Source organism: Terribacillus saccharophilus, from assembly GCF_002272075.1.
Taxonomy (GTDB): domain Bacteria; phylum Bacillota; class Bacilli; order Bacillales; family Amphibacillaceae; genus Terribacillus; species Terribacillus saccharophilus_A.
In genome coordinates, this window is the sequence record NZ_NPBJ01000012.1 from 42245 (window position 1) to 64980 (window position 22736).

The 22736-nt window shown below is 44.6% G+C and carries 20 protein-coding genes and 1 pseudogene; 1 reads left to right on the plus strand and 20 read right to left on the minus strand.

Annotation, left to right across the window (positions count from 1 at the left end; translation table 11 throughout):
* Positions 1 to 8 precede the first annotated feature (8 nt).
* From CHH48_RS06005 to CHH48_RS06070, 14 genes are all read right to left on the minus strand, one after another.
* On the minus strand, positions 9 to 1373 hold the full coding sequence (locus tag CHH48_RS06005) for a replication initiation and membrane attachment family protein (protein WP_095220167.1): 1365 nt from the start codon (positions 1371 to 1373) through the stop codon (positions 9 to 11).
* Between the two features lie 29 nt (positions 1374 to 1402).
* A complete protein-coding gene (gene nrdR, locus CHH48_RS06010; protein ID WP_095220166.1) occupies positions 1403 to 1867 on the minus strand; it encodes a transcriptional regulator NrdR in 465 nt (154 codons plus the stop codon).
* A gap of 142 nt (positions 1868 to 2009) precedes the next feature.
* A complete protein-coding gene (fabF, locus tag CHH48_RS06015) occupies positions 2010 to 3245 on the minus strand; it encodes a beta-ketoacyl-ACP synthase II (RefSeq protein WP_095220165.1) in 1236 nt (411 codons plus the stop codon).
* A gap of 172 nt (positions 3246 to 3417) precedes the next feature.
* Positions 3418 to 3792 carry an adenosylmethionine decarboxylase gene (gene speD / locus CHH48_RS06020; RefSeq protein ID WP_038562156.1) on the minus strand — a complete coding sequence of 125 codons (375 nt, stop codon included), beginning with the start codon at positions 3790 to 3792 and terminating at the stop codon, positions 3418 to 3420.
* Between the two features lie 238 nt (positions 3793 to 4030).
* Positions 4031 to 5062, minus strand: a complete 1032-nt coding sequence (locus CHH48_RS06025; RefSeq protein ID WP_095220164.1) for a glyceraldehyde-3-phosphate dehydrogenase — start codon at positions 5060 to 5062, stop codon at positions 4031 to 4033.
* A gap of 98 nt (positions 5063 to 5160) precedes the next feature.
* Entirely contained in the window at positions 5161 to 5769 is a 609-nt protein-coding gene (coaE, locus tag CHH48_RS06030) for a dephospho-CoA kinase (RefSeq protein ID WP_428848896.1), read from the minus strand.
* A gap of 11 nt (positions 5770 to 5780) precedes the next feature.
* Positions 5781 to 6605: a DNA-formamidopyrimidine glycosylase gene (gene mutM, locus CHH48_RS06035; protein ID WP_095220163.1), complete on the minus strand. Its 825-nt coding sequence runs from the start codon at positions 6603 to 6605 to the stop codon at positions 5781 to 5783.
* 21 nt (positions 6606 to 6626) lie between these two features.
* Positions 6627 to 9263 carry a DNA polymerase I gene (gene polA / locus CHH48_RS06040; protein ID WP_095220162.1) on the minus strand — a complete coding sequence of 879 codons (2637 nt, stop codon included), beginning with the start codon at positions 9261 to 9263 and terminating at the stop codon, positions 6627 to 6629.
* Positions 9264 to 9355: 92 nt separating this feature from the next.
* Complete coding sequence (gene pnpS / locus CHH48_RS06045; RefSeq protein WP_095220161.1) at positions 9356 to 10729, minus strand: two-component system histidine kinase PnpS; 1374 nt, start codon at positions 10727 to 10729, stop codon at positions 9356 to 9358.
* Positions 10729 to 11424 (minus strand): response regulator transcription factor, encoded by a 696-nt coding sequence (locus CHH48_RS06050; RefSeq protein ID WP_038562167.1) that lies wholly within the window; start codon positions 11422 to 11424, stop codon positions 10729 to 10731. Before CHH48_RS06050 ends, pnpS begins: the two co-directional genes overlap by 1 nt.
* A 503-nt stretch (positions 11425 to 11927) precedes the next feature.
* Positions 11928 to 12866 carry a malate dehydrogenase gene (mdh, locus tag CHH48_RS06055; RefSeq protein WP_095220160.1) on the minus strand — a complete coding sequence of 313 codons (939 nt, stop codon included), beginning with the start codon at positions 12864 to 12866 and terminating at the stop codon, positions 11928 to 11930.
* A gap of 21 nt (positions 12867 to 12887) precedes the next feature.
* Positions 12888 to 14159, minus strand: coding sequence for an NADP-dependent isocitrate dehydrogenase (gene icd / locus CHH48_RS06060; RefSeq protein WP_095220159.1), 1272 nt, complete (start codon positions 14157 to 14159; stop codon positions 12888 to 12890).
* A 73-nt stretch (positions 14160 to 14232) separates the two neighbouring features.
* Positions 14233 to 15351: a citrate synthase gene (citZ, locus tag CHH48_RS06065; protein ID WP_095220158.1), complete on the minus strand. Its 1119-nt coding sequence runs from the start codon at positions 15349 to 15351 to the stop codon at positions 14233 to 14235.
* Between the two features lie 173 nt (positions 15352 to 15524).
* Positions 15525 to 15989 (minus strand): DUF441 domain-containing protein, encoded by a 465-nt coding sequence (locus CHH48_RS06070; protein WP_095220157.1) that lies wholly within the window; start codon positions 15987 to 15989, stop codon positions 15525 to 15527.
* 45 nt (positions 15990 to 16034) lie between these two features.
* On the opposite strand from CHH48_RS06070, the gene ytvI reads away from it, so the two are divergent.
* Positions 16035 to 17153 (plus strand): sporulation integral membrane protein YtvI, encoded by a 1119-nt coding sequence (gene ytvI / locus CHH48_RS06075; protein ID WP_095220156.1) that lies wholly within the window; start codon positions 16035 to 16037, stop codon positions 17151 to 17153.
* Here the strand turns inward: ytvI and CHH48_RS06080 are convergent.
* The 6 genes and pseudogenes from CHH48_RS06080 to CHH48_RS06105 all read right to left on the minus strand — a co-directional run.
* Positions 17150 to 17542, minus strand: coding sequence for an FxsA family protein (locus CHH48_RS06080; protein WP_095220155.1), 393 nt, complete (start codon positions 17540 to 17542; stop codon positions 17150 to 17152). The genes ytvI and CHH48_RS06080 overlap by 4 nt on opposite strands.
* Before the next feature lie 98 nt (positions 17543 to 17640).
* Complete coding sequence (gene pyk / locus CHH48_RS06085) at positions 17641 to 19401, minus strand: pyruvate kinase (protein ID WP_095220154.1); 1761 nt, start codon at positions 19399 to 19401, stop codon at positions 17641 to 17643.
* Positions 19402 to 19434: 33 nt separating this feature from the next.
* Complete coding sequence (pfkA, locus tag CHH48_RS06090) at positions 19435 to 20394, minus strand: 6-phosphofructokinase (protein ID WP_095220153.1); 960 nt, start codon at positions 20392 to 20394, stop codon at positions 19435 to 19437.
* Between the two features lie 185 nt (positions 20395 to 20579).
* Complete coding sequence (gene accA / locus CHH48_RS06095) at positions 20580 to 21533, minus strand: acetyl-CoA carboxylase carboxyl transferase subunit alpha (protein WP_095220152.1); 954 nt, start codon at positions 21531 to 21533, stop codon at positions 20580 to 20582.
* Positions 21530 to 22387, minus strand: a complete 858-nt coding sequence (accD, locus tag CHH48_RS06100) for an acetyl-CoA carboxylase, carboxyltransferase subunit beta (protein ID WP_095220151.1) — start codon at positions 22385 to 22387, stop codon at positions 21530 to 21532. The genes accA and accD overlap by 4 nt, the downstream gene beginning before the upstream one ends.
* Before the next feature lie 153 nt (positions 22388 to 22540).
* A pseudogene (locus tag CHH48_RS06105) lies at positions 22541 to 22736 on the minus strand (NAD-dependent malic enzyme); the annotation flags it as partial.

The window sequence follows — 22736 nt, forward strand, 5'->3', positions numbered from 1 at the left end:
GCTATCAGTCAAACGTGCCGCTTATTTTCATTGAACTGTTTTAGCAATTCGGCTACATCTGCATCAGGCACAGCTGCAGTACTTGGAGCTTCCACTTTGCCTTTTTGATCGAACCATTCCGGGACAACCTCCGCGCGGCCTGACGTTTTTCTTCTTGCTGCGGACTGATTCGTGCTGGTTGCTGCATTCCACGGCTGGTTGCTGCTTTTAGCAAGCTCCATAGCTTCTCTTACTGTACTTATCTTTTTACGAGCCCAATGTGCTGCAATCTTCTCCATATATGCTTTCGACAGCTTCATATCGGATTTGAGAAGAACATAATAGACTAGCACATTCATAATACCAGGTGCCATGCCTTGCTCCGACATAACGTCACGGATGACCTTCAAGTCGGAAGCTGCTGCTGTCCCGTTTCCGGAAATATCCTCTAATAGCTGTTTCGGCGATATTGTCTCCAGAATCTGGATGAGTTGCTCTTGCTTAGTAGTAGCTTGTTTGTCTGTCTCCTGTTTGGATTCCTTTTGGACAAGCTCCGTAACCTTCGTATCGGCAGTTTTTGGACGTGCCAGAAATAGGTCATGGCAAGCAGATTTGAATTCTGCCGGATTCAGCTCATGTTCATCGGAGACAGCCCAAAGCAGTGCTTTATCAATTTCCGCTGACGTCAAGCTGTACAAAACTGTCATCGACTCAAGCAACTTTTGGTTTCGAGGTGTAAGAATCACTTCCGGATCGAGCATCCGCTGTTTCAATGATTGACGCAGCCAGTCAAAATCGACCACCTCAGCTTCAATGGAAGGTCCTCTCTTTACATCTGCAACCGGCCTAGCTGCTGTCTTTCTCGGCTGAACAGCGTGCTTTGTCAAATTACCCGTTGAAAAGACAGCTTCAAACGATGCTGTAACTTCCTCCATCGTTTCAGGCAAATCCTCCTCTTTGATCAAGAGATCTTTCATCTGCTTGAATCTGCTTTCGCCTAATTGGTGATAAAGCAGCTGGGAAAGCATATCATCTTGGAAGAATGCATCTGGTGAAAAAGGTGCATACAAATCGTATGTGTACACATTCTGTTCCCCAAGATTTTGATATGTCCGGATGAGTCCTATCGCTTCCAGCTGCAGCCTCGCTTGATACAATTGATCCATCGGAATGTCCAGTAGCGTCATAAGCATATGATGTGTCTGCGGTTCACATGTACCATGATGCAGGAAATAATCATTGACCAGCGTTTGATATAAAGTCACTGCTCGTATACCGACCAGCGGCTGATATAGATGCGTCAGCGCTGCCGAATATGCTTCCGGAAGCACTGCTCTCATTCGGAGCTGGTAACCATCAGCTGGCAGAAGTTTCCCGATATGCTGACTGTTCATACTATCTGTCCTTCCCTTCTTGCACACTATTACTCTTTCTTATCGGTTTTAATCAAGTCCTTCAATTCCTCTAAGAAGACACTGATATCCTTGAATTGCCGGTAAACAGATGCGAAACGTACATACGCCACTTCATCCACCTTCGACAGACGTTCCATGACCATCTCACCGATATCATTGCTTTGTACTTCGGATGTTCCGCTGTTACGCAGTTCCTTCTCCACTTCCGCTACAATATGTTCAATCTGCTCAAGCGCGACCGGACGTTTCTCACACGCCTTGATCAACCCGCGCAAAAGCTTCTCTTTACTGAATTCTTCCCGCGTTCCTTCTTTTTTAACAACAATCAAAGGTGTTGCTTCAATACGTTCGAACGTTGTAAAGCGAAAAGCGCAGTCTTCACATTCCCTGCGTCGCCGGATGGAACGCCCTTCCTCGATGGGACGGGAGTCTAATACTTTTGTGCTTTTATATTGGCAGTTTGGACATCTCATGCCGATCCACCCCATTACTTTCGCGAACCTCGACAGGCTTCGCGCATTTGCGACACTTTTGCATCGTCTTTTTCCTATTCTACCATGATTCAAGCTAAAAATCGAAGCGTTCTTAGACCCAACAAAAAAAGGCAGCCAAGGGCTACCCTTTCCATTTTTGCAGTGCGAGCACTGCATTGTGTCCGCCGAAACCGAAACCATTCGACAAAGCAACTGTCAAATCCTTTTCCACTGCTTCGTTCGGTACATAAGACAGATCGCATTCAGGATCAGCATCACGATAATTGATCGTTGGAGGTACAATGCCATCTTGCAAGGCTTTCAGTGTGATAATTGCCTCTACAGCTCCCGCAGCACCAAACAAATGACCAGTCATTGATTTCGTTGAACTGATTAGCAAGTCACTAGCTTTGTCTCCAAATACTTCCTTGATTGCTTTTGTTTCCGTTTTATCTCCTTCAGGGGTGCTTGTAGCGTGCGCATTTATGTAATCCACGTCCCCAAGGTCTAAATCAGCCATTTGCATCGCCAGCTTCATTGCGCGTGCAGGACCAAGATAATTAGGCGATGTAATGTGGTGCGCATCTGTTGTCGACCCGTATCCCACAATTTCACCAAGGATGTTTGCGCCTCGTTTTTGCGCATGTTCCAGCTCTTCCAGCACAAGAATACCTGCACCTTCTGACATGACAAACCCATCTCGATTAGCATCGAATGGCGAGCTTGCAGTTTGAGGTGTATCATTTTGCGTACTCATCGCGCGCATTTTTGTAAAACCAGCATAAGCGAAAGGCGTAATCGATGCTTCCGCTCCACCAGCAAGAATTGCATCTGCAAGCCCGTGCTTAATATTCAGGAATGCTTCCCCAATCGCATGGTTACCAGTTGCACAAGCAGATACAGGTGCGAAGCTAGGACCGCTAAAGCCCGTCTTAATTGAAACTATTCCTGCTGCCATGTTGCTAATCATCATCGGTACCATAAATGGTGAAACGCGCCGAGGACCTTTCTCGAGCATAGTGGCATGATTGTCCAATATTGTATTTACGCCGCCAATACCGGAACCGATATAAATTCCGACACGTTCCGGATTTACGGTATCCACTGAAAGATTGGCTTGCTCCATTGCCTGCAAAGAAGCACCATAAGCAAATTGACTATACAAGTCATAGCGTTCAATTTCTTTTTTGTCCAAATACTTCTCCGGGTCAAATCCGCTGGCAATTCCGCCGATTTGCGAAGCTATTCCGGCAAATTTCTCCGGATCCAGCTGTTTGATGCCGGTTTCTCCAGCTTTAATATTATTCCAGAATGTCTCTACATCCGAACCAAGCGGCGTAACAGCACCATATCCAGTAACTACGACACGTCTATTCAAAATCATACCTTCTTTCTAGCAGTAACTATTAGTACCTGATATTATATCTGAAGTAAAACTAAAATGCGACCATAAGCTATCTATCCCTTATGTAGGCTTGCCATTTTCCTGAATTGAGATACAACATAAAAAAACCCTGTTCCTAAAAGGTACAGGGTTGGTTATCCAGGTATTAATGTGATTTCGGCTGTACTGCCACAGGACCCATGCCCCGCGGAAGCTCTGCTTTTTCACAGGTTTTAGCTTCAAGCGCGTCAATGATATAATCGGTTGCTACGTTCGGGTCAATGATGTTACCGCAAGTGTATACATCAATGCTGGCGTAGCCATGTTCCGGAAAACTGTGAATTGTCAGATGTGATTCAGAGATGATAACCACTCCGCTCACGCCATGCGGCGCAAATTTGTGGAAGGCAACCTCCCGTACTTCAGCTCCTGATTTCAGTGCCGCGTCAACGAAGATCTGCTCGATCAGCTGCATGTCGTTCAGTTTTTCTGTGTTACAATCCCATAGTTCCGCTATAACATGTCTTCCCATTGTATCCAATGTACTTCCCCCTTTGAATATTTACCTAAAAAATAGATGCGTGAATTGCCACGGGGGAAAGTTAGTCCTAAGAGGTCCTAACCCTTTAAGCAGTCACTTGCTGCATAAATTCTTTAGGAAAACAGTTTTGACATCATGCTTGTATGCTGCAAAGAATGCATGCAAAAAGTAGTATATAGTGTTTGTACCTGTTTGGCAAGCATACGTTCAAAATTAGTACAAAGAGGGGGTTTTCCACTTAGACGACTTCTGCTTTATCCACTTTCAGAAGACTGCTACCGACAAGCTGGGCCAAATCGACGACTCGGCAGGAGTACCCCCATTCATTATCGTACCAAGCAATAACCTTTATCTTTTTACCTTCCATAACGATAGTGGATAACCCATCAATTGTAGCCGATTGCGCAGTAGTCGTATAATCAATGCTGACCAATGGCTCTTCACTATAAGATACAATGCCACGCATATCCGTTTCTGCCGCTGTTCGGAACGCATCATTAACTTGCTCAGCTGTGACGGATTCTTCCACATCGACTACGAGATCAACAAGCGATACATTTGGAGTCGGAACACGCAATGCCATGCCGTGTAGCTTTCCCTTCAGATGCGGCAGGACTTCCGCAAGTGCTTTGGCCGCCCCTGTTGTCGTCGGAATGATAGATTGTGTACATCCTCTGGCTCTGCGTAGGTCTTTATGCGGATTATCGATATTTTTCTGGTCATTCGTGAAGCTATGAACAGTTGTCATCAGTCCGTTTTTAATCGCAAACCGTTCATCCAGTATTTTAACGACAGGAGCCAGGCAGTTTGTCGTACAGGAAGCGTTGGAAACGATATGATGCACATCACTTTCATATATCCGATCATTTACACCCATTACAATCGTTGCGTCCACATTTTTTCCAGGAGCTGTAATGACAACCTTCTTAGCGCCTGCATCCAAGTGCAGGGATGCAGTTTCCTGAGAACAGAACTTCCCGGTAGCTTCGATGACGACATCAACTTCTAGATCCTTCCATGGAAGCTGCGCTGGATTTCTTTCTCCTATGACACGGATCTTTTTCCCAGCGTAAACAATTGAGCCAGCTTCTGCGGAAATATCAGCATCCAAGTTACCATGCACGCTATCATAGCGGAGAAGATGAGCCAGCGTCTCTGCCGGATAAGAAGCATTCACTGCCACAATTTCCAAATCAGGCATTTCCATTGCTCGTCTGCAAACCAATCGTCCAATTCTGCCAAATCCATTAATCGCGATACGTGTTGTCATAATTCTGCCTCCTCTAATGTGTCACACTATATATTGTTTTATTGTTATTAGTATAACATATTAAAAGAAAAATGCGAATAAAAAAGGAGCCCTTTTTGTTAGGCTCCTTCTCTTATGTTCCAAGTTAGCAAAAGCTTCTTCAACTGCGCTCTCGTTTCATCCCTGCTGCCATTGTTATCAATGATTGCATCCGCTCGGGCTGCTTTGTCTGCCAATAGCATTTGGCTGTTGATTCGGTCCAATGCTGCCTGCTCAGTAAGATCATTTCGTTGCATCAGTCTTTCCAGCTGAATTCGCGGGTCCACATTTACAACAACAACCTTATCAACTAGATGCAATTGGTTGCCTTCAAATAATAGTGGTATATCAAGAACAACTGCTGGATGACCAGTTTTAAGACGATCGCGATCAGCTATCATCCTTTCCCTGACAACGGGATGGACGATACCATTCAAAATCTCGCGTTTCTCTTGATTTCGAAAGATAATTCCGCCTAGCTTCTGCCTGTCAAGCGACCCGTCAGGAAGCAATATCTCACTGCCGAATGAATCAACAATGCTAGCCAAAGCAGGCTCACCAGGCTCGACTACCTCGCGGGCGACGATATCCGCATCAACAACCGGGATATTATATTCTTTGAACAAGTCGCTCACTGTACTTTTTCCGGATGCAATGCCGCCGGTCAGTCCAATTACAATACCCACCATTGAGTCCTCCTTTACTTCTGACAGGAAGTACAGATATGTGTGCCTCTTCCGCCTACTTTGATTTTGATGATTTCCCTGCCGCAATTCGGACATGGTGTTCCGTTCTGACCGTATACGAGCAGCTGCTGCTGGAACGTGCCGATCTTCCCTTGGCTGTTCACATAACTACGGATAGTGCTGCCGCCCTTTTCGACTGCTTCCAGCAATGTCTCAGCCGCTGCTTGCTGAATACGAACCAATTCCATGTCTTCCATCGAACTGCCTCGACGCTCCGGATGTACCCCGGCTTTAAACAATGTCTCATCAACATAGATATTGCCCAAACCTGCAACCACAGTCTGATCCAGCAGGATATTTTTGATCATCCTGCTGCTTCGCTGTACCTTGTCTTTGAAATAATCCAAAGTAAAAGCTTCATCAAAAGGCTCTGGCCCAACTAAGGTAAGCGGCGGTGTATCATTTTCCTGGCCTTCAGTGAACAGGTGCATCGTACCGAACTTGCGGACATCGTTATAACGGAGCTGTTCACCATTTGTCAGCTTGAAGATGACATGGGTATGCTTGTCCGATGGTTCTGTTTCCGGCTTGACGGAGAACTTTCCTTCCATACGCAAATGAGACACAAGTACATCACCATCCAAGTAAAATAAAAGAAACTTTCCTTTTCGGCCAATCGAACGAAATGTCTGTCCTTTCAGCCGATTGATGAAGGCTTCCACACCTTCATCGAATTTAATAATTTTATGCCAGCGGACAGTGACATCTTCAATCGTCTTGCCGACGACAAGCTGCTCCAATGTCCTTCTTGCTGTTTCTACCTCAGGTAATTCCGGCATTCCTTGTCCTTCTTTCCTTACTTATTTCGCATCGTACCATGTCTTGCCGTATGCATATTCCACTTTCAGCGGTACATTCAGCTCAACAGCGTGTTCCATAACATCGGGTACTATTTCTTTCAATTTCTCGAGTTCAGATTCTGGTGCTTCCAGAATCAGTTCATCGTGCACCGAAAGCAAAAGCTTCGCTTCCATCTGTTCTGTTTCAAGACGTTCTGCCAAATCAATCATCGCTTTTTTGATGATGTCGGCTGCACTGCCTTGGATTGGTGTATTCATCGCTGTCCGTTCAGCAAAGCTTCGCACATTAAAGTTCCTGCTGGTCAGATCCGGAAGATAGCGTCTGCGATTCATGAGCGTTGTTACAAAGCCTTTTTGCTTAGCATCCTGGACGATATCTTCCATGTATGTTTTTACACCAGGGAAACTCTTGAGATAACGATCGATGAACTGCTGTGCTTCCTTACGTGTGATACCGAGACTTTGAGATAATCCATAATCACTAATTCCATAAACGATACCAAAGTTAACTGCCTTCGCTTGGCGGCGCATGTTGCTGGTAATATCCTTCTCTTCAACATGAAAAACGTCCATTGCTGTCCGGCTGTGAATATCCATATCTTCATTGAATGCCTCAATCAATTTTTCATCCTTAGCGATATGCGCTAAAACTCGAAGCTCAATTTGAGAATAGTCAGCAGCAAAGATAACGGAATTCTCTTTTGACGGTACAAAGGCTTGTCTGATTTTACGACCTTCTTCAAGTCGGATCGGGATGTTCTGCAAATTCGGCTCAGTAGAGCTCAATCGACCTGTTTGTGTTAATGCCTGATTGAATCGTGTATGGATTTTATTCGTGTCCTTATCCACCACTTTCAAAAGTCCTTCTATATAAGTGGACTGCAGTTTCCCTAATTGACGGTATAAAAGAAGCTGCTGAATGATCTCATGCTGATCAGCAAGCTGTTCCAATATATCTGCTGATGTGGAATAGCCTGTTTTTGTTTTCTTGATGACCGGTAAACCCAGCTTTTCGAAAAGGATCGGTCCAAGCTGTTTTGGTGAGTTAAGATTGAATTCTTCGCCCGCAAGTTCGTACACCTTCTGCTCGATTTCCGATAATCTTCCGCCAAGCTCTTCCTTCATTTCCTTGATACGTTCCACATCAACCTGGACACCTAGATACTCCATTTCTCCAAGGATGCTGGCAAGCGGCATTTCCAGGTTACGGAATAAATCAAGCTGCTCGTTTTCCGAAAGCTTGGCTTCTGCTTCTGGCTTAAGCTGGTAGATGACCATCGCTTTTCTGGCAAGATGGTCACTGAAGGCTTCCAAATCCGGCACCTTCATTTTTGCGCCTTTTCCGTATACTTCTTCATCATATAAGACATTGTTTTTACCTAATCGATGCCCAATTGCCGGGATGTCATGATGATTCTCAGATGGATTGATCAAGTAAGACGCCAATAGTAGATCAAAATCAGCATTCTCCATCGTAATTCCGTGATGCAGCAATGCTACGACAGATCGTTTTACATCAAAAACCCATTTTGCTTTTGTACTATCTTCTGCCCACGCTTTGAACACATCTGATTCGTACGCGACATCTGAGGGTATGAAATATGCTCCGTTTGCATTGGCGAGGCCAAACCCTTCAATTTGAGCTGTATGGTAGTTATCAGTCAGCATCTCGACAACAAGTGCATCTTCACCGGTGAACAGATCATCTGTGATGTTATCCACGATTGTTACATCCAGCGGTGTAAGCTCTTGAGATACTTCTTCTGGTGCACCTTCTTCACCAAGCCTGCCAAGCAGCGACTGGAATCCAAGATCTTTGAATATCGTACTCACAGCTGCAGGCTGAAAGCCATCATAATTAATTTCTTCAAGACTTACTTCGATTGGCGCTTTTGTTTCTATTGTCGCCAACTCCCGGCTCATGAACGCCGATTCTTTATTATCGGTCAGCTTCTGCTTGATGCTTTTTCCTGATACGTCATCCAGCTGTTCGTAAATACGATCCAGCGTTTGGAACTGCTTTAGCAATTTGACAGCAGTCTTTTGGCCGACACCAGGAACTCCTGGTATATTATCGGAGCTATCGCCCATGAGTGCTTTCATATCGATAATCTGATCAGGTGTAACTTCCATGTTTTCCAATAGAAAGTCCGGTGTATAAGAATCAATCTCGCTGATACCTTTTCTCGTAAGCTGAATAGTCGTCTTCTCACTGACAAGCTGCAATAAATCCTTGTCCCCGGAAATGACTTTAACCTCGAAATCATCCGCTTCTGCTTGTTTCGTCAATGTGCCGATAATATCATCCGCTTCATATTGATTAAGCTGATAATGCCTAATTGAGAATGCATCCAGCAATTCGCGCAGCAGCGGGAATTGTTCCGATAATTCGGATGGTGTTTTCTGACGGCCACCTTTGTATTCTTTATACGTTTCATGACGGAAAGTCGTCTTCCCTGCATCAAAGGCGACTAGCAAATGTGTCGGTTTCTCATTATCTAATATACGGAATAGCATTGTAGTGAATCCATAGATAGCATTTGTGTGGATTCCTTTATCATTATTCAGCAGCGGAAGTGCAAAAAACGCACGATACGCGATACTGTTCCCATCGATCAATACCAATTTTTTCGTCATACATCAAACTCCTTTATCATCGTTCCTGTCTCTTTTAATTAGTTTACCATGTTTCCTTGCCGAAACAAAAAAGATCGTCCAGCTGGACGATCTTAGCCAAGAGCCTTTGGCAATCGGATAGAAAACGTGGATCCTTTATTCACTTCGCTGCTTACCGTGATCGTTCCGCCATGCGCCTCCACCACGTGCTTGACAATAGCAAGACCCAGTCCCGTTCCGCCGGTATTACGGCTGCGAGCCTTATCAACACGGTAAAAACGCTCGAAAATACGATCGAGTGAATCTTCCGGAATTCCCATACCAGTATCCGATATCTCGGCAAACACTGCATCATTCGATTGTGTTACTTTCAACTTCACCTTCCCGCTTGGCGGTGAATAGTTGACGGCATTATTCATCAAGTTGATAACAAGCTGCTTTAACCTGTCCTCATCTCCGCGCATGATGACACTGTCAGGCAGCTCCAGCTCCACCTCGATTTGCTTGTTAGCTGCATGCTGCTCTATCATCGGCATAATCGCGTCGACCATATAGCGAAAATCAAGCCGCTCCATCCTCACTTGAAGTTCATCTTTCTCTAAACGGGAAAGTTCTAGTAAATCCTTCACCAATGCTTGAAGGCGCTGACTTTCATTATTAATAATCGTAATAAAGCGCTCCGTGAGCTCCTTATCATCCAATGCCCCTTCTTCCAGCAATGTTTCGGAAAAACCACGTATGGAAGTAAGCGGCGTTTTCAGTTCATGCGACACATTGGCCACAAAATCCTTCCGCATCTCCTCCACACGCTTCAGATCTGTAATCTCGTAGAAAACGAGAACAGCACCCTTCAAATCATAGGAGTCATTGAAAATAGGTGCAGCGACAATTTCGAAAAAGCGCTTCTCTTTCTCCCGCTGCAATGTGAAAGCATCACGTACCTTCTCTTCGTAAAGGAAGGCCTCGGAAACAACATGATGGATATTGGTTTGTGAAATCGTATCATGATATACATGACCGATATAATCCTTGTCCCTGCCTCCGAATACGGAAAGGAACTTCCTGTTGACCAGGTGCACATATCCCCGTTCATCGACAAGCATCAAGCCACTTTCCATATTATCAATCACCGTTTCCAGCTGATCTTCCTGCATCTTCTCTAAGAGCTCTAGTTCGTGCAGATTTCGCGCAATCTGATTTACTGCGCGGATCAGGCGGCCGGCATCTCCATAAAAGTTTTCGTAATTCCTTGCCTTATAGTTCCCTTTCACCAGTTCCTCTGCCACTTCGGCAGTCATGGAAACAGGCTTGATATAGCGTTCCTGCAGTCGGTATAAGACCGAAATGATCAGTGCTGCACCGATCAGCAGGGCACTCCAAAGAATAAACCACTCGGAAGTGATTTGCATGAGGATAAAACCGATTGCCGCAAAGATCAGCAGGATGAGCGATCCATAGACGGCAATCCCATAAGAACTGCGACGCATTATTGCGGCTCCTCCATTTTATAGCCCAAGCCGCGGATCGTCTTAATATAGACAGGATGTTTAGAATCCGGTTCGATTTTTTCACGTAAATGACTGATGTGTACATCCACAATACGCGTATCTCCGACGAAGTCATAGTTCCAGACTGAGCTAAGCAGCTGATCTCGTGACATGACGCGTCCTTTGTTTTTTGATAAATACAGTAAGAGTTCAAATTCTTTGCGAGTGAAGCTCAAGGATTCTCCATTAATAGATGCTTCATATTGATCAGGGAAAATGGACAAGCCTGCAATCTTGATTTCGCCGCTTTCCATATAATTGTCACTTTTATTCGTGCGTCGCAAAATAGCTTTGATCCGCGCAACAACTTCTTTCGGGCTGAAAGGCTTCGTCAGATAATCATCTGCACCAAGCTCGAGACCGAGTACCTTGTCCAGTTCCTCATCCCGAGCAGTCAGCATGAGAATTGGCGTATCAATCTGCTTCTGTCGCAGCTGCTTGCACACTTCTGTTCCATCCAGTTCCGGAAGCATTAGATCAAGAACGATCATATCATATGTATTCTGCAAAGCCTTCTGCAGTCCAGACAAGCCATCGAAGGCTGTTTCCGTTTCGAACCCAGCTCTTTCTATATTGTATTGCAGCAATGTTACGATGGATTCTTCATCATCAACAATAAGTACTTTTTGTGCCATGGATACTAGCCCCCTCTATGCAACATCATACCGTTTTCCAACTGTAAAGTGAACCATACTAATTCGCTTTCTCTGTTAAGAGTTTGTAAATATAAGAAAACAGTGACCAATAGCTATCAATTTGCATCACCGCTACGGAAATACACTCCGCTTTCCATGGGCGTAGGAGTCTCCATGTATTTCCTTCGCTAGTTAGTCGTAACACTTCGTTAAAACACGAAAACCACTTTAGCACTTATAAAATACTAAGTAACTCGGAGACATTTAATATAATATTTCCATAATATGATGTAGTACTGGTGTTCGGTTCGCCTCCATTTCTGGTATTTCTCTGGAACGTTCTCTTGTTCTTTTTTTACTTTTTTTATAATTGTATGACTTAACCTTACACCAAAAATAAATAGATAGAAAAATCCGAACTTGTCCAAATTCTTTATAAAAGAATTTGCAACATAGTTCGGATTTTCTTTGTCAGGCAATATTTGCCCAGTCTATTCGTTATATTATTGAAGCACAGTCATGACTTTACGTACAGAATCGACGGATTTATCAAGCTGCGATTTTTCGTCATCTGTAAGCTCAAGCTGGATGATATCCTCCAGGCCGCTGCCACCGATTATTGTCGGTACACCTAAGAATAGATCGTTGTAGCCATATTCACCTTCCAGATAAGCAATAGCTGGAAGAACACGGCGCTGATCCTTCAGGATAGCTTCTACCATCACGAGCAAGGATGCTGCCGGTGCGTAATACGCACTTCCGTTTCCTAGAAGGTTGACGATTTCACCGCCGCCTTTACGTGTACGTTCCACAATCGTATTGAGGCGATCTTCCGGAATCAATGTCTCGAGCGGAATTCCGCCTGCATAGGAGTAACGGATAAGCGGTACCATGTCGTCTCCATGTCCACCAAGAACGAAGCCAGTGATATCCTTGATGGATAGGTTAAGCTCTTCCGCTACGAATGTACGGAAACGAGCTGTATCAAGAACACCGGACTGACCGATTACACGGTTACGCGGGAATCCGGATGTTTTATGCACTGTATATGTCATTGCATCAACCGGGTTGGTCAATACAACAATGATGCTATCCGGAGAATACTTCACCACCTGTTCAGTAACAGATTTCATGATCTTGCTGTTTGTATTCACAAGATCATCGCGGCTCATTCCAGGCTTACGAGCGATACCTGCAGTGATGACAACCACATCGGAATCCTTCGTGTCAGCATAGTCTGACGTACCTTTCACATGTGCATCGAACCCCTGAACCGGAGATGCCTCCAGCATATCCAAGGCTTTACCCTTGGTTGGGTTCTCCATGTCTGGAATGTCGACTAGCACGACATCCGCAAGCTCTTTTTGCGCGATCAGGAATGCTGTTGTAGCCCCTGTAAAACCACTACCGATTACGGATACTTTTCTGCGTTTGATTGCCATGATGTTTCCTCCTTCGACACATTAGTCCATATTTTTGATCAGTTCATCACCGAATTCGGACGCCTTCACTTCTGTAGCACCGTCCATCAAGCGGGCAAAATCATATGTGACAACTTTGGAAGCAATCGTCTTGTCCATAGCTTTTGTGATTAAATCTGCTGCTTCTCTCCAGCCAAGGTGCTCAAGAAGAAGCACTCCGGAAAGGATTACAGAAGATGGATTCACTTTATCCAAGCCAGCATACTTTGGCGCTGTACCATGAGTAGCTTCAAAGATGGCATGACCTGTTTCATAGTTGATATTCGCTCCTGGTGCGATACCGATACCACCGACTTGTGCAGCAAGTGCATCGGAAATGTAATCTCCATTCAAGTTCATCGTCGCCACTACGTCAAACTCTGCAGGACGAGTCAGGATCTGCTGAAGGAAGATATCTGCAATGGCATCTTTAATGACAATCTTGCCAGCTGCTTCCGCTTCCTGCTGTGCTTTGTCAGCAGCTTCACGGCCTTGATCTTCAGCAATCTTATCATACTGCTGCCATGTGAATACTTTGTCGCCATATTCAGCTTCAGCAAGTTCGTAACCCCAGTTTTTGAAGGCTCCTTCGGTGAATTTCATGATGTTGCCTTTATGAACCAGTGTTACGCTTTTTCTATTTTCTTGGATTGCGTAGTCAATTGCTGCGCGCACCAATCGCTGTGTTCCTTCTTCCGATACAGGCTTGATGCCGATACCAGATGTTTCCGGGAAGCGAATGTTATGTACTCCCATTTCATTCTCAAGGAAATCGATGACTTTTTTCACTTCCGGTGAGCCCTTTTGCCATTCGATACCAGCATAGATATCTTCCGTATTCTCACGGAAAATCACCATATCCGTATCCTCTGGTTTCTTCACTGGTGAAGGAACACCTCTGAAGTAGCGGACCGGACGTAAGCAAGTAAACAAATCAAGCTCTTGTCTTAGCGCTACGTTCAATGAACGAATACCGCCGCCAACCGGCGTTGTCAATGGACCTTTGATTGCAATCTTGTATTCGCGGATAACATCAAGTGTTTCTTCCGGGAGCCATTCGCCTGTCTTATCGAATGCTTTCTGACCTGCATAAACTTCTTTCCATTCAATTGACTTCTCGCCTTTGTAAGCCTTATCTACAGCAGCCTCGAGTACACGGCTTGCGGCAGCCCAAATATCAGGACCTGTTCCATCTCCTTCGATGAAAGGGATGACCGGACGGTCTGGTACTTGCAGCGCTCCGTTTGTTACTGTGATTTTGTTTGCTTCAGCCATGTTCGATTCCTCCTAAATAAAATCTGATACTCTATCAGTTTAGCAAATATTTTCCTTTGTGGTTGTAAAAATATTAGACTCTTTCTTCTAATGCTGTAAACGTACGATGTGTTTCCCCGACATATTCTGCTCGTGGACGAATCAGACGGTTGTCTGAGTATTGTTCCAGGATATGTGCAATCCATCCTGAGAAACGGCTCACTGTAAAGATCGGTGTATAAAGATCATGATCGATCCCTAAGCTGTAATAGCATGTAGCGGAATAGAAATCGACGTTTGCCGGAAGGTTTTTCTCGCGCTTGACGATGTCTTCTACTTTTACGCTCATTTCATACCATTTTGTCTGACCGGATATCTCTGTCAGTTCACGAGACATTTCTTTTAAGAATTTTGCACGCGGATCACCAGATTTATAGACACGGTGTCCCATACCCATGATCTTCTCTTTGTTTGCAAATTTCTTTTCAAGATACGGTTCTACATTGTCAATCTCACCAATGTCGAACAACATCTCCATAACTGCTTCGTTTGCGCCTCCATGAAGCGGGCCTTTTAATGCACCAATTGCTGCTGTAAGACCTGAATACATATCAGACAATGTACCGACACAGACACGTGCAGTAAATGTAGATGCATTCAATTCATGGTCAGCGTGAAGCACAAGTGCCTTATTCATCGCTTCAATCTCAATGTCACTTGGTTCTTTCTCGTTGAACATATACAGGAAATTCGCAGCATAGCTGTAATCTTCCCGTGGTGTCACTGGTTCCTGACCGGAACGGATACGAGAAAAAGTTGCAACTAGCGTTGCAATCTGTGCTTGAAGACGGATTGCCTTCTTAGCATTCGCTTCTGGTGTATTCACTTCTGCATCCTCATCGTACAATCCAAGCAGTGAAACAGCAGTGCGAAGTGCAGCCATCGGATGAACCGCTTTCAAATCAAAAGATTTTAAGTGTTCGATGACCGGTTCTGGCAGCTTTGCCTGCGCAGCCAATTCCCCTTTTAGCTGTGCAAGCTGCTCCTCAGTCGGCAGCTCATCATGCCATAACAAATAAATTACTTCCTCGAAACTGGAATTACTAGCAAGATCATCAATGCTATAGCCTGCATAAGTCAGTTGATCGTCAATAATTGAGCTGATCTTTGATTCTGCCGCTACAACACCTTCAAGCCCCTTAACTACTGCCATGTTAATCTCTCCCCTTTAGTAAAAGTTAAATCCATAACATGTGTAATAAAAAATTCAAGTTGCTAGATATTTGAGTGAAGCACTTTCATTATAAACATAATATAACTGTTTGTGAAATGAAAACGTTTTAATTTTTTTGTTTTCTTTATTATTTGAATAATATCAATTTTTCATCATTTAGTAAATAGCCCAACAATCTGGAACACCATATAAGCAATCCCCGCTCCTATCAGCGGTCCAACCGCAACCCCATTTAACAGCACAACAGCAAGGATTGTACCTATTACAAGGGCTACTGTCACCTGTGGATCTGAAGACATCAGATTCACACCGTATTTTCCTAAAACCGCAACAAGAATACCTGCTGCTAATGCTACCCAGGCATAATATGATTTCACACTTGCATATAAATCTTTGAAGCCAATTTCTCCGCTTGCAATTGGGACAAGTACCGCAATCGTAAGGACGGTGATTCCAATACTTAAACCTTTGGAAGCTAGAAATGGGAATACCTTGTCATCTAACTGCAGTACTTTAATGCCAAGTAAAACGTATGCAGCGATCGTAATGGATTGGTTCTTTCCGATGATTCCTAATATAAGAATGATTACTAAAAATAATGATGATGTGTTTAACAAAATTTTTCCTCCAAACTTTCTTCACTAATAAAAGGATGTGAGCTTATGCAAATGACAACACTTCACCAAATGCTGCGATTATGTATTGTCCTTGGATCCATTGCGGGCTGTTTTGCAATCATTATGCTGGCCGCTCCTTATGTATATCCATTTATCATCTCGGTCATCCTAGCAATTCTGATGAATCCTGCTGTCCGTCTGATTGAGCAAAAAACAGCCTTGAACAGGACCGCAGCTGTTGCACTGATACTATTGATATTTTTAGGTTTCTGTCTTGCTGGTCTTGCGTTGGCAGTAAATGAAATTGCCCAAGGCGCAGCTTATCTGGCTAAGACTGTACCCGTACATTTCACTGATTTTATAGGTTATGTACAAAAACTGGCGGAGCTTTATATTGTGCCATATTATGAGCGATTGATGTCTTTTCAACAGGAATTGAACCCTGACCAGCAAGAAGCATTGGATGAGAATTTGCAAGCAGTCATTCAGCATCTGTCTGCAACACTTGGAGAAGGCATTCAAACTGTACTGGAAGCTGTTCCTATGTTGCTTGGCAAGGCACCTCTTTATATAAGCGTTTGTATTTTTGCCTTGCTAGGCACTTTTTTCATCTGTAAGGACTGGGAAAATATCTCTGCGTTCCTAAATCGATTTCTACCTTCTCTACTACTCTCTTCCGCCAAGCAAGTAGGCAAGGGCCTAAAAAAAGCATGCTTTGGATTCCTGAAAGCACAGGCTTTGCTCTTGAGTTTGACATTCGTGATTATGTGTATCGGTTTTGCTGTACTGCGCATTGAGCATCCGATTGCTACAGCTTTCTTCATTTCCCTTATTGATATCGTACCTTATCTCGGAACAGGGATTGTCTTCGTTCCTTGGATTCTGTACAGCTTTCTCACCGGGAATTTCTCTTTAACGATTGGACTGGCTGTGCTTTATCTCGTAATCGTGCTGCAGCGTCAGCTAATGGAACCCAATCTACTGTCAGTCCAGATCGGGCTCAATCCGTTAGCTACTCTGATTGCTGTCTTTGCTGGATTCCAGCTGTTAGGCTTTATCGGCCTTTTAGCCGGCCCGGTACTATTAGTTGTCCTGCATACGCTTTACCATACAGGTGTTCTGCGTGTCCTCTGGCAATATATCAAATCTGGCAAACAGATTTAACGGCGGTAGACACGAATCGTATTTTTCGCTATAAGCCGCATAAGCAGCGCCTGTACCCAGTAACGAAGTCTTTTACGGGTAAACGGCAGTAAAAACAATAGACCTATCAAATCACTGAAAAATCCGGGAAGCAATAGAAGGAATCCGCCAATCAGAATGCAAGTACCGTTAAGTAGTTCATCAGTCGGCGGCTGCCCATTCTGCATTTGCTCCTTTGCCCTCCTATATGTCTGTATTCCTTCACGGCGCGCCAACGCAACTCCAAGCAGACCTGTTGCCACGATAAGAAGGAAAAGCCAAAGAAAACCGATTTCCATTCCAGCCCAGATGAAGAATGTTATTTCAATAGCCGGGAACAAGATGAAAAGGAAAAGTAACGCTTTTTTCATACACAACGCTCCAATAAATCAGGATAATTCAAGTGTACCACAGCCTTGTAAAATGAAAAAAGGAGAGGGTCTCATACCCTCTCCTCGTCTCTTATATCTTAAAGAACACTTGCATGACCGTCGTAAATATCACCTTTGGCTGCATCAACTGTTACTAGTGCGCCATTAGAGATTTTTGTTGCTGCTTCCGCTACACCAACTACGACTGGGATACCAAGGCTTAAGCCGACAACCGCTGCGTGGGATGTCAAACCGCCTTCTTCAACAATAAGACCGCCAGCTTTTTCGATTGCTGGCATCATGTCTTTATCTGTGCCGTACGTTACAAGGATATCTCCTGGCTGAAGAAGACGCTCTGCTTCTTCGGCATCCTTTGCAACGACTGCTTTACCATAGACACTGCCTTTTCCGATGCCTTGTCCTTTAGCAAGGATATCACCGATAACATGTACTTTCATCAAGTTAGTTGTACCAGTTTCTCCTACAGGTACACCTGCAGCGATGATGATACGGTCCCCGCGCTTGAACAATTCAGTAGATAGTCCTGTATCTACCGCAAGATCCAGCATATCATCTGTAGATTCTACGCGTTCACCAGTAATCGCCTGTACACCCCATACAAGGGCTAGTCTGCGGTTTGTTGCTTCATCAAATGTAACTGCTACGATAGGTGCTTTCGGACGATACTTGGAAATCATCTTAGCAGTGTAGCCACTTGAAGTAGCAGTAACGATTGCGCTGACACTCAAGTTAATAGCAGTATGACCAACTGACTGGCTGATTGCATCTGTAATTGTCATATCACTTGCTTTGGAGCGCTCATCAAGAATTGCTTTATGATCAAGTGCAGTCTCTGCTTTACGAGCAATATTGTTCATCGTGCGGACAGCCTCGACAGGGTAGTTACCTGCAGCTGTTTCACCAGAAAGCATGATCGCGTCTGTACCATCGAAAATCGCATTCGCAACGTCAGATGCTTCTGCACGTGTCGGACGCGGGTTACGCTGCATGCTGTCAAGCATCTGCGTTGCAGTGATAACTGGCTTACCAGCGATATTACATTGCTTGATCATTTCTTTTTGTGCCAATGGTACATCTTCTGCCGGGATTTCAACGCCTAGGTCACCACGTGCAACCATTAGACCGTCACTCACCTGCAAAATAGAATCCAGGTTGTCGAAGCCTTCCTGGTTTTCGATTTTCGGGATGATTTGGACATGGCCAGCTTCATGCTTTTCAAGCAATTCACGGATTTCCAATACATCAGATGGGCGTCTTACGAAGGAAGCAGCGATGAAATCAATGCCTTGTTCGATTCCGAACTCGATGTCGCTTGCATCCTTGTCCGTAATACCCGGAAGGTTTACGCTGACACCTGGCACATTGACACCTTTTTTGTTTTTAAGCAAACCGGAGTTCAATGCTTTTGTTTTGATTTCATTATTCGCCTTATCGATGTCCAGTACTTCCAACTCGATCAAGCCGTCATCCAATAGAAACTTCGAGCCGACATGAACATCATTGATTAAGCCAGGATATGTTACAGAGAATCTCTCTTTGGAACCTTCCAGCTCAGTCATGCTGACAAAGATCTCGTCACCTTTTTCGATATTCGCTTCTCCGCCTTGCAGGACGCCAGTACGAATCTCAGGACCTTTTGTATCCAAAAGGATAGCTACCGTTTTACCTGTGCGCTTTGATGCTTCGCGGATATTCTTGATGCGGGCGCCATGCTCCTCAAAATCACCGTGAGAGAAGTTAAGGCGTGCAACATTCATGCCTTCCTCGATAAGCTGAACTAGTGTTTCTACGGACTCAGAAGCTGGTCCAATTGTACATACGATTTTTGTTTTTCTCATTATGAGAATCCTCCTTCAGTAGTGCAAGAACTATTAGATCGATAATTCCTGGGATAGCTTATACATGTCCAGGTCGATTTCGTGTCTCTGGTCTAAAATTTCCAGAATGTCGTGATCCACAAGTTTGTTATTTTGAATTCCTACCATGCGTCCGGATTTGCCTTCAAGCAATAGATCAACTGCGTGCGCGCCTAGTCGGCTTGCTAGCACACGATCATTTGCTGTAGGCGATCCGCCCCTTTGCACATGTCCCAAAATAGTCACTCGTGTATCCATATTCGTTGCTTCCTCGATACGTTTGCCGAACTCAAACCCACTGCCGACTCCTTCTGCAACGATGATGATACTATGTTTCTTTCCGCGTTCCTGACCGCGCTTCAGACGCTCGATTACGTCATTGAAGTCTGTCGGCTGTTCAGGAATCAGAATACTTTCAGCACCGTCTGCAAGACCTGCCCATAAGGCGATGTCACCTGCATGGCGGCCCATTACTTCGACTACATACGTACGCTCATGGCTAGTAGCAGTATCGCGAACTTTATCAATAGCTTCGATAACTGTGTTCAGTGCTGTATCAAACCCAATTGTAAAATCTGTACCTGGAATATCATTATCAATCGTTCCCGGTACACCGATGCATGGATAGCCTTTTTGCGTCAGCTTCTCTGCTCCGCGGAATGAACCGTCACCACCAATGACAACAAGTCCCTCGATGCCAATACGCTTTAGCTGCTCAATTCCTTTATTCTGTCCTTCATCGGTCTTGAATTCTTCACAGCGGGCTGTGTGGAGTACTGTTCCGCCACGCTGAATGATATCGCCGACTGACCCAAGATCCAGCTGTTTGATATTTCCATCCATCAAGCCTTGATAGCCGTTGTATATACCATACACTTCCAAATCATGATAAATAGCCTTTCTTACGACAGAACGGATTGCCGCGTTCATGCCCGGAGAATCCCCTCCGCTTGTTAGAACACCTATCTTTTTCATGCGCTCACCTCTAAGCAATTTCGATTATAGAACTTTTATACCCTCTCAAAGATAATCCTTATCCAACTTATTATCAAATAAAAACATATAATTTTCTTATTAAAAAAAGTAAGAGAAAGAATTCCGCAAAAAAGCCTATGTAAATCGTTTACAGAAGCGGAAGATGAATCCAAATGTTCAGGTGCTTATTCAGCAAACGAACCAATATTACTGTATTTTTCCCATCTTTGTTCCAGCAATACTTGCTTGTCCAATTTTTCCAATTGAGAAAGATGTTCAGCAATTGCTTGATCCACAAGCTCTGCCTGAGCCGACAGATCCCGATGAGCACCTCCGCGAATTTCCGGAATGATGTCATCAATGACGCCTAGCTCTTTCAGGTCAGGTGCCGTGATCTTAAGTTTTTCAGCTGCTTCCTTCGCCTTGCCGCCGTCTTTCCACAGGATGGAAGCTGCTCCTTCCGGTGAAATGACAGAGAACGTTGAGTTTTCCAGCATAAGCAGGCGATCTCCAACACCAAGCGCCAATGCGCCGCCGCTGCCTCCTTCTCCGATAACGATACAAATGATCGGCACTTCGAAGCCAGACATTTCCATTAAGTTACGAGCAATCGCTTCACTTTGTCCTCGTTCTTCTGCTGCTCGACCCGGGAAAGCACCCTTTGTATCGATAAAGCAAATGATTGGACGTCCGAATTTAGCAGCTTGCTGCATGTGACGTGCTGCCTTCCGGAAACCTTCCGGATGCGGCATGCCGAAATTACGACGGATATTCTCTTTTGTCGTTTTGCCGCGCTGATGTCCAACGATTGTTACGGGGCGACCTTTGTACTTGGCGATACCTGCAACAATTGCAGCATCATCTCCATAATATCGATCGCCGTGGAACTCCAGGAAATCAGTGAAAAGCTGTTCAACATAATCAAGTGTCGTCGGACGCTCTGCATGCCGTGCCATTTGCACACGATCCCAAGGCTTCAGATTTGTGTATATATCATTTTCCAGCCTTTCAAGCCGCGTCTCCAGCTTAACGATTTCTTCCGTTAAATCTAGGTCGCTCTCCTTCGTGAATGTCTTCAGCTCTGCAATCTTCTCGCGCAGAGCGATGACTGGCTTCTCGAATTCCAATACTTGTTTCATGATACGTTTCCTCCTGCTTGATGGATATCGAGGATCGTGGTCAGATATTTTTTCATATCATGGCGATTGATAACATCATCCAGCTGTCCATGCGCCAATAGGAATTCCGCAGTCTGGAAGTCCTCCGGAAGCTTCTCGCGGATTGTTTCTTCTACAACACGTCTGCCTGCAAAGCCGATTAGAGCACCAGGCTCAGCAAAGTTATAGTCCCCAAGCGACGCAAAACTTGCAGAAACTCCTCCATATGTAGGATTCGTCATGACAGAAATCATCAGTCCGCCAGCATCACGGAATCGCTGGACAGCAGCAGACGTCTTGGCCATCTGCATAAGACTCAAAGCACCTTCTTGCATCCTGGCACCGCCAGATGCAGTGAAAATGATAAACGGAATGTTCGCTTCACGCGCTTTTTCAATTGCACGAGCAATCTTTTCCCCTACAACAGATCCCATGCTTGCCATTCGGAAGCGAGAGTCCATGACAGCAAATGCAGTACGGAAACCGTTGATCGTACCTTCACCGGTTACAACTGCTTCCTTTAATCCTGTTTTCAGCTGGTCTTTCTCTAGCTTCTGCGAATAACTTGGGAATCCAAGCGGATTGCCGGTTTTAAGTTCTGTATCATATTCCATAAATGAACCTTCGTCGAACAAGTTGTTAATTCGTTCGTCAGAAGGCAATTGATGATGGTGACCACAGTTCGGACACACATACAATTGCTTTCTCATCTCTTCCCGGTAGTAGATCTTCCCACAGTCCGAGCATTTGAGCATGAGTCCTTCAGGAATATCCTGCTTCGCCTCTTCACTCGGCTTGGAAGCATGTTTCTTCTTGCTAAAAAAATCTTTAAGCAAGGTAATTCCTCCTTTTGAACAAACGCATCTAACTATTTATTGTACCATCATTTCCATGGACGTGCGCGTTAAATTCAACTATGTAAATAGATATAACCTGCGTTAGACAGACATTTCCCAACAATGGAAACGTCTTCCTGTGCAGGTTACATGTCAGTCTTCGTCGATGATTGTAAGCTGACGCGTTTTCTCAGCTATTTCTTCAGGGTCAACTGTAATACGGTTGACGCCAGTATCCATTGCTGCTTTTGCTACTGCTTTCGCAACAGCTGGAGCGACGCGCGGATCGAATGGAGCTGGGATAACGTAATCTTCGTTCAATTCGCTTTCGTCGATTAGTTCGGCAATC

What these genes read in the sequence shown, in the direction of transcription:
- CHH48_RS06005 (WP_095220167.1), bottom strand. Translation starts at nt 1,373, where the DNA reads ATGAACAGTCAGCATATCGGGAAACTTCTGCCAGCTGATGGTTACCAG.
- nrdR (WP_095220166.1), bottom strand. Translation starts at nt 1,867, where the DNA reads ATGAGATGTCCAAACTGCCAATATAAAAGCACAAAAGTATTAGACTCC.
- CHH48_RS06025 (WP_095220164.1), bottom strand. Translation starts at nt 5,062, where the DNA reads ATGACAACACGTATCGCGATTAATGGATTTGGCAGAATTGGACGATTG.
- coaE (WP_428848896.1), bottom strand. Translation starts at nt 5,769, where the DNA reads ATGGTGGGTATTGTAATTGGACTGACCGGCGGCATTGCATCCGGAAAA.
- mutM (WP_095220163.1), bottom strand. Translation starts at nt 6,605, where the DNA reads ATGCCGGAATTACCTGAGGTAGAAACAGCAAGAAGGACATTGGAGCAG.
- polA (WP_095220162.1), bottom strand. Translation starts at nt 9,263, where the DNA reads ATGACGAAAAAATTGGTATTGATCGATGGGAACAGTATCGCGTATCGT.
- pnpS (WP_095220161.1), bottom strand. Translation starts at nt 10,729, where the DNA reads ATGCGTCGCAGTTCTTATGGGATTGCCGTCTATGGATCGCTCATCCTG.
- CHH48_RS06050 (WP_038562167.1), bottom strand. Translation starts at nt 11,424, where the DNA reads ATGGCACAAAAAGTACTTATTGTTGATGATGAAGAATCCATCGTAACA.
- mdh (WP_095220160.1), bottom strand. Translation starts at nt 12,866, where the DNA reads ATGGCAATCAAACGCAGAAAAGTATCCGTAATCGGTAGTGGTTTTACA.
- icd (WP_095220159.1), bottom strand. Translation starts at nt 14,159, where the DNA reads ATGGCTGAAGCAAACAAAATCACAGTAACAAACGGAGCGCTGCAAGTA.
- citZ (WP_095220158.1), bottom strand. Translation starts at nt 15,351, where the DNA reads ATGGCAGTAGTTAAGGGGCTTGAAGGTGTTGTAGCGGCAGAATCAAAG.
- ytvI (WP_095220156.1), top strand. Translation starts at nt 16,035, where the DNA reads ATGCAAATGACAACACTTCACCAAATGCTGCGATTATGTATTGTCCTT.
- CHH48_RS06080 (WP_095220155.1), bottom strand. Translation starts at nt 17,542, where the DNA reads ATGAAAAAAGCGTTACTTTTCCTTTTCATCTTGTTCCCGGCTATTGAA.
- pyk (WP_095220154.1), bottom strand. Translation starts at nt 19,401, where the DNA reads ATGAGAAAAACAAAAATCGTATGTACAATTGGACCAGCTTCTGAGTCC.
- pfkA (WP_095220153.1), bottom strand. Translation starts at nt 20,394, where the DNA reads ATGAAAAAGATAGGTGTTCTAACAAGCGGAGGGGATTCTCCGGGCATG.
- accA (WP_095220152.1), bottom strand. Translation starts at nt 21,533, where the DNA reads ATGAAACAAGTATTGGAATTCGAGAAGCCAGTCATCGCTCTGCGCGAG.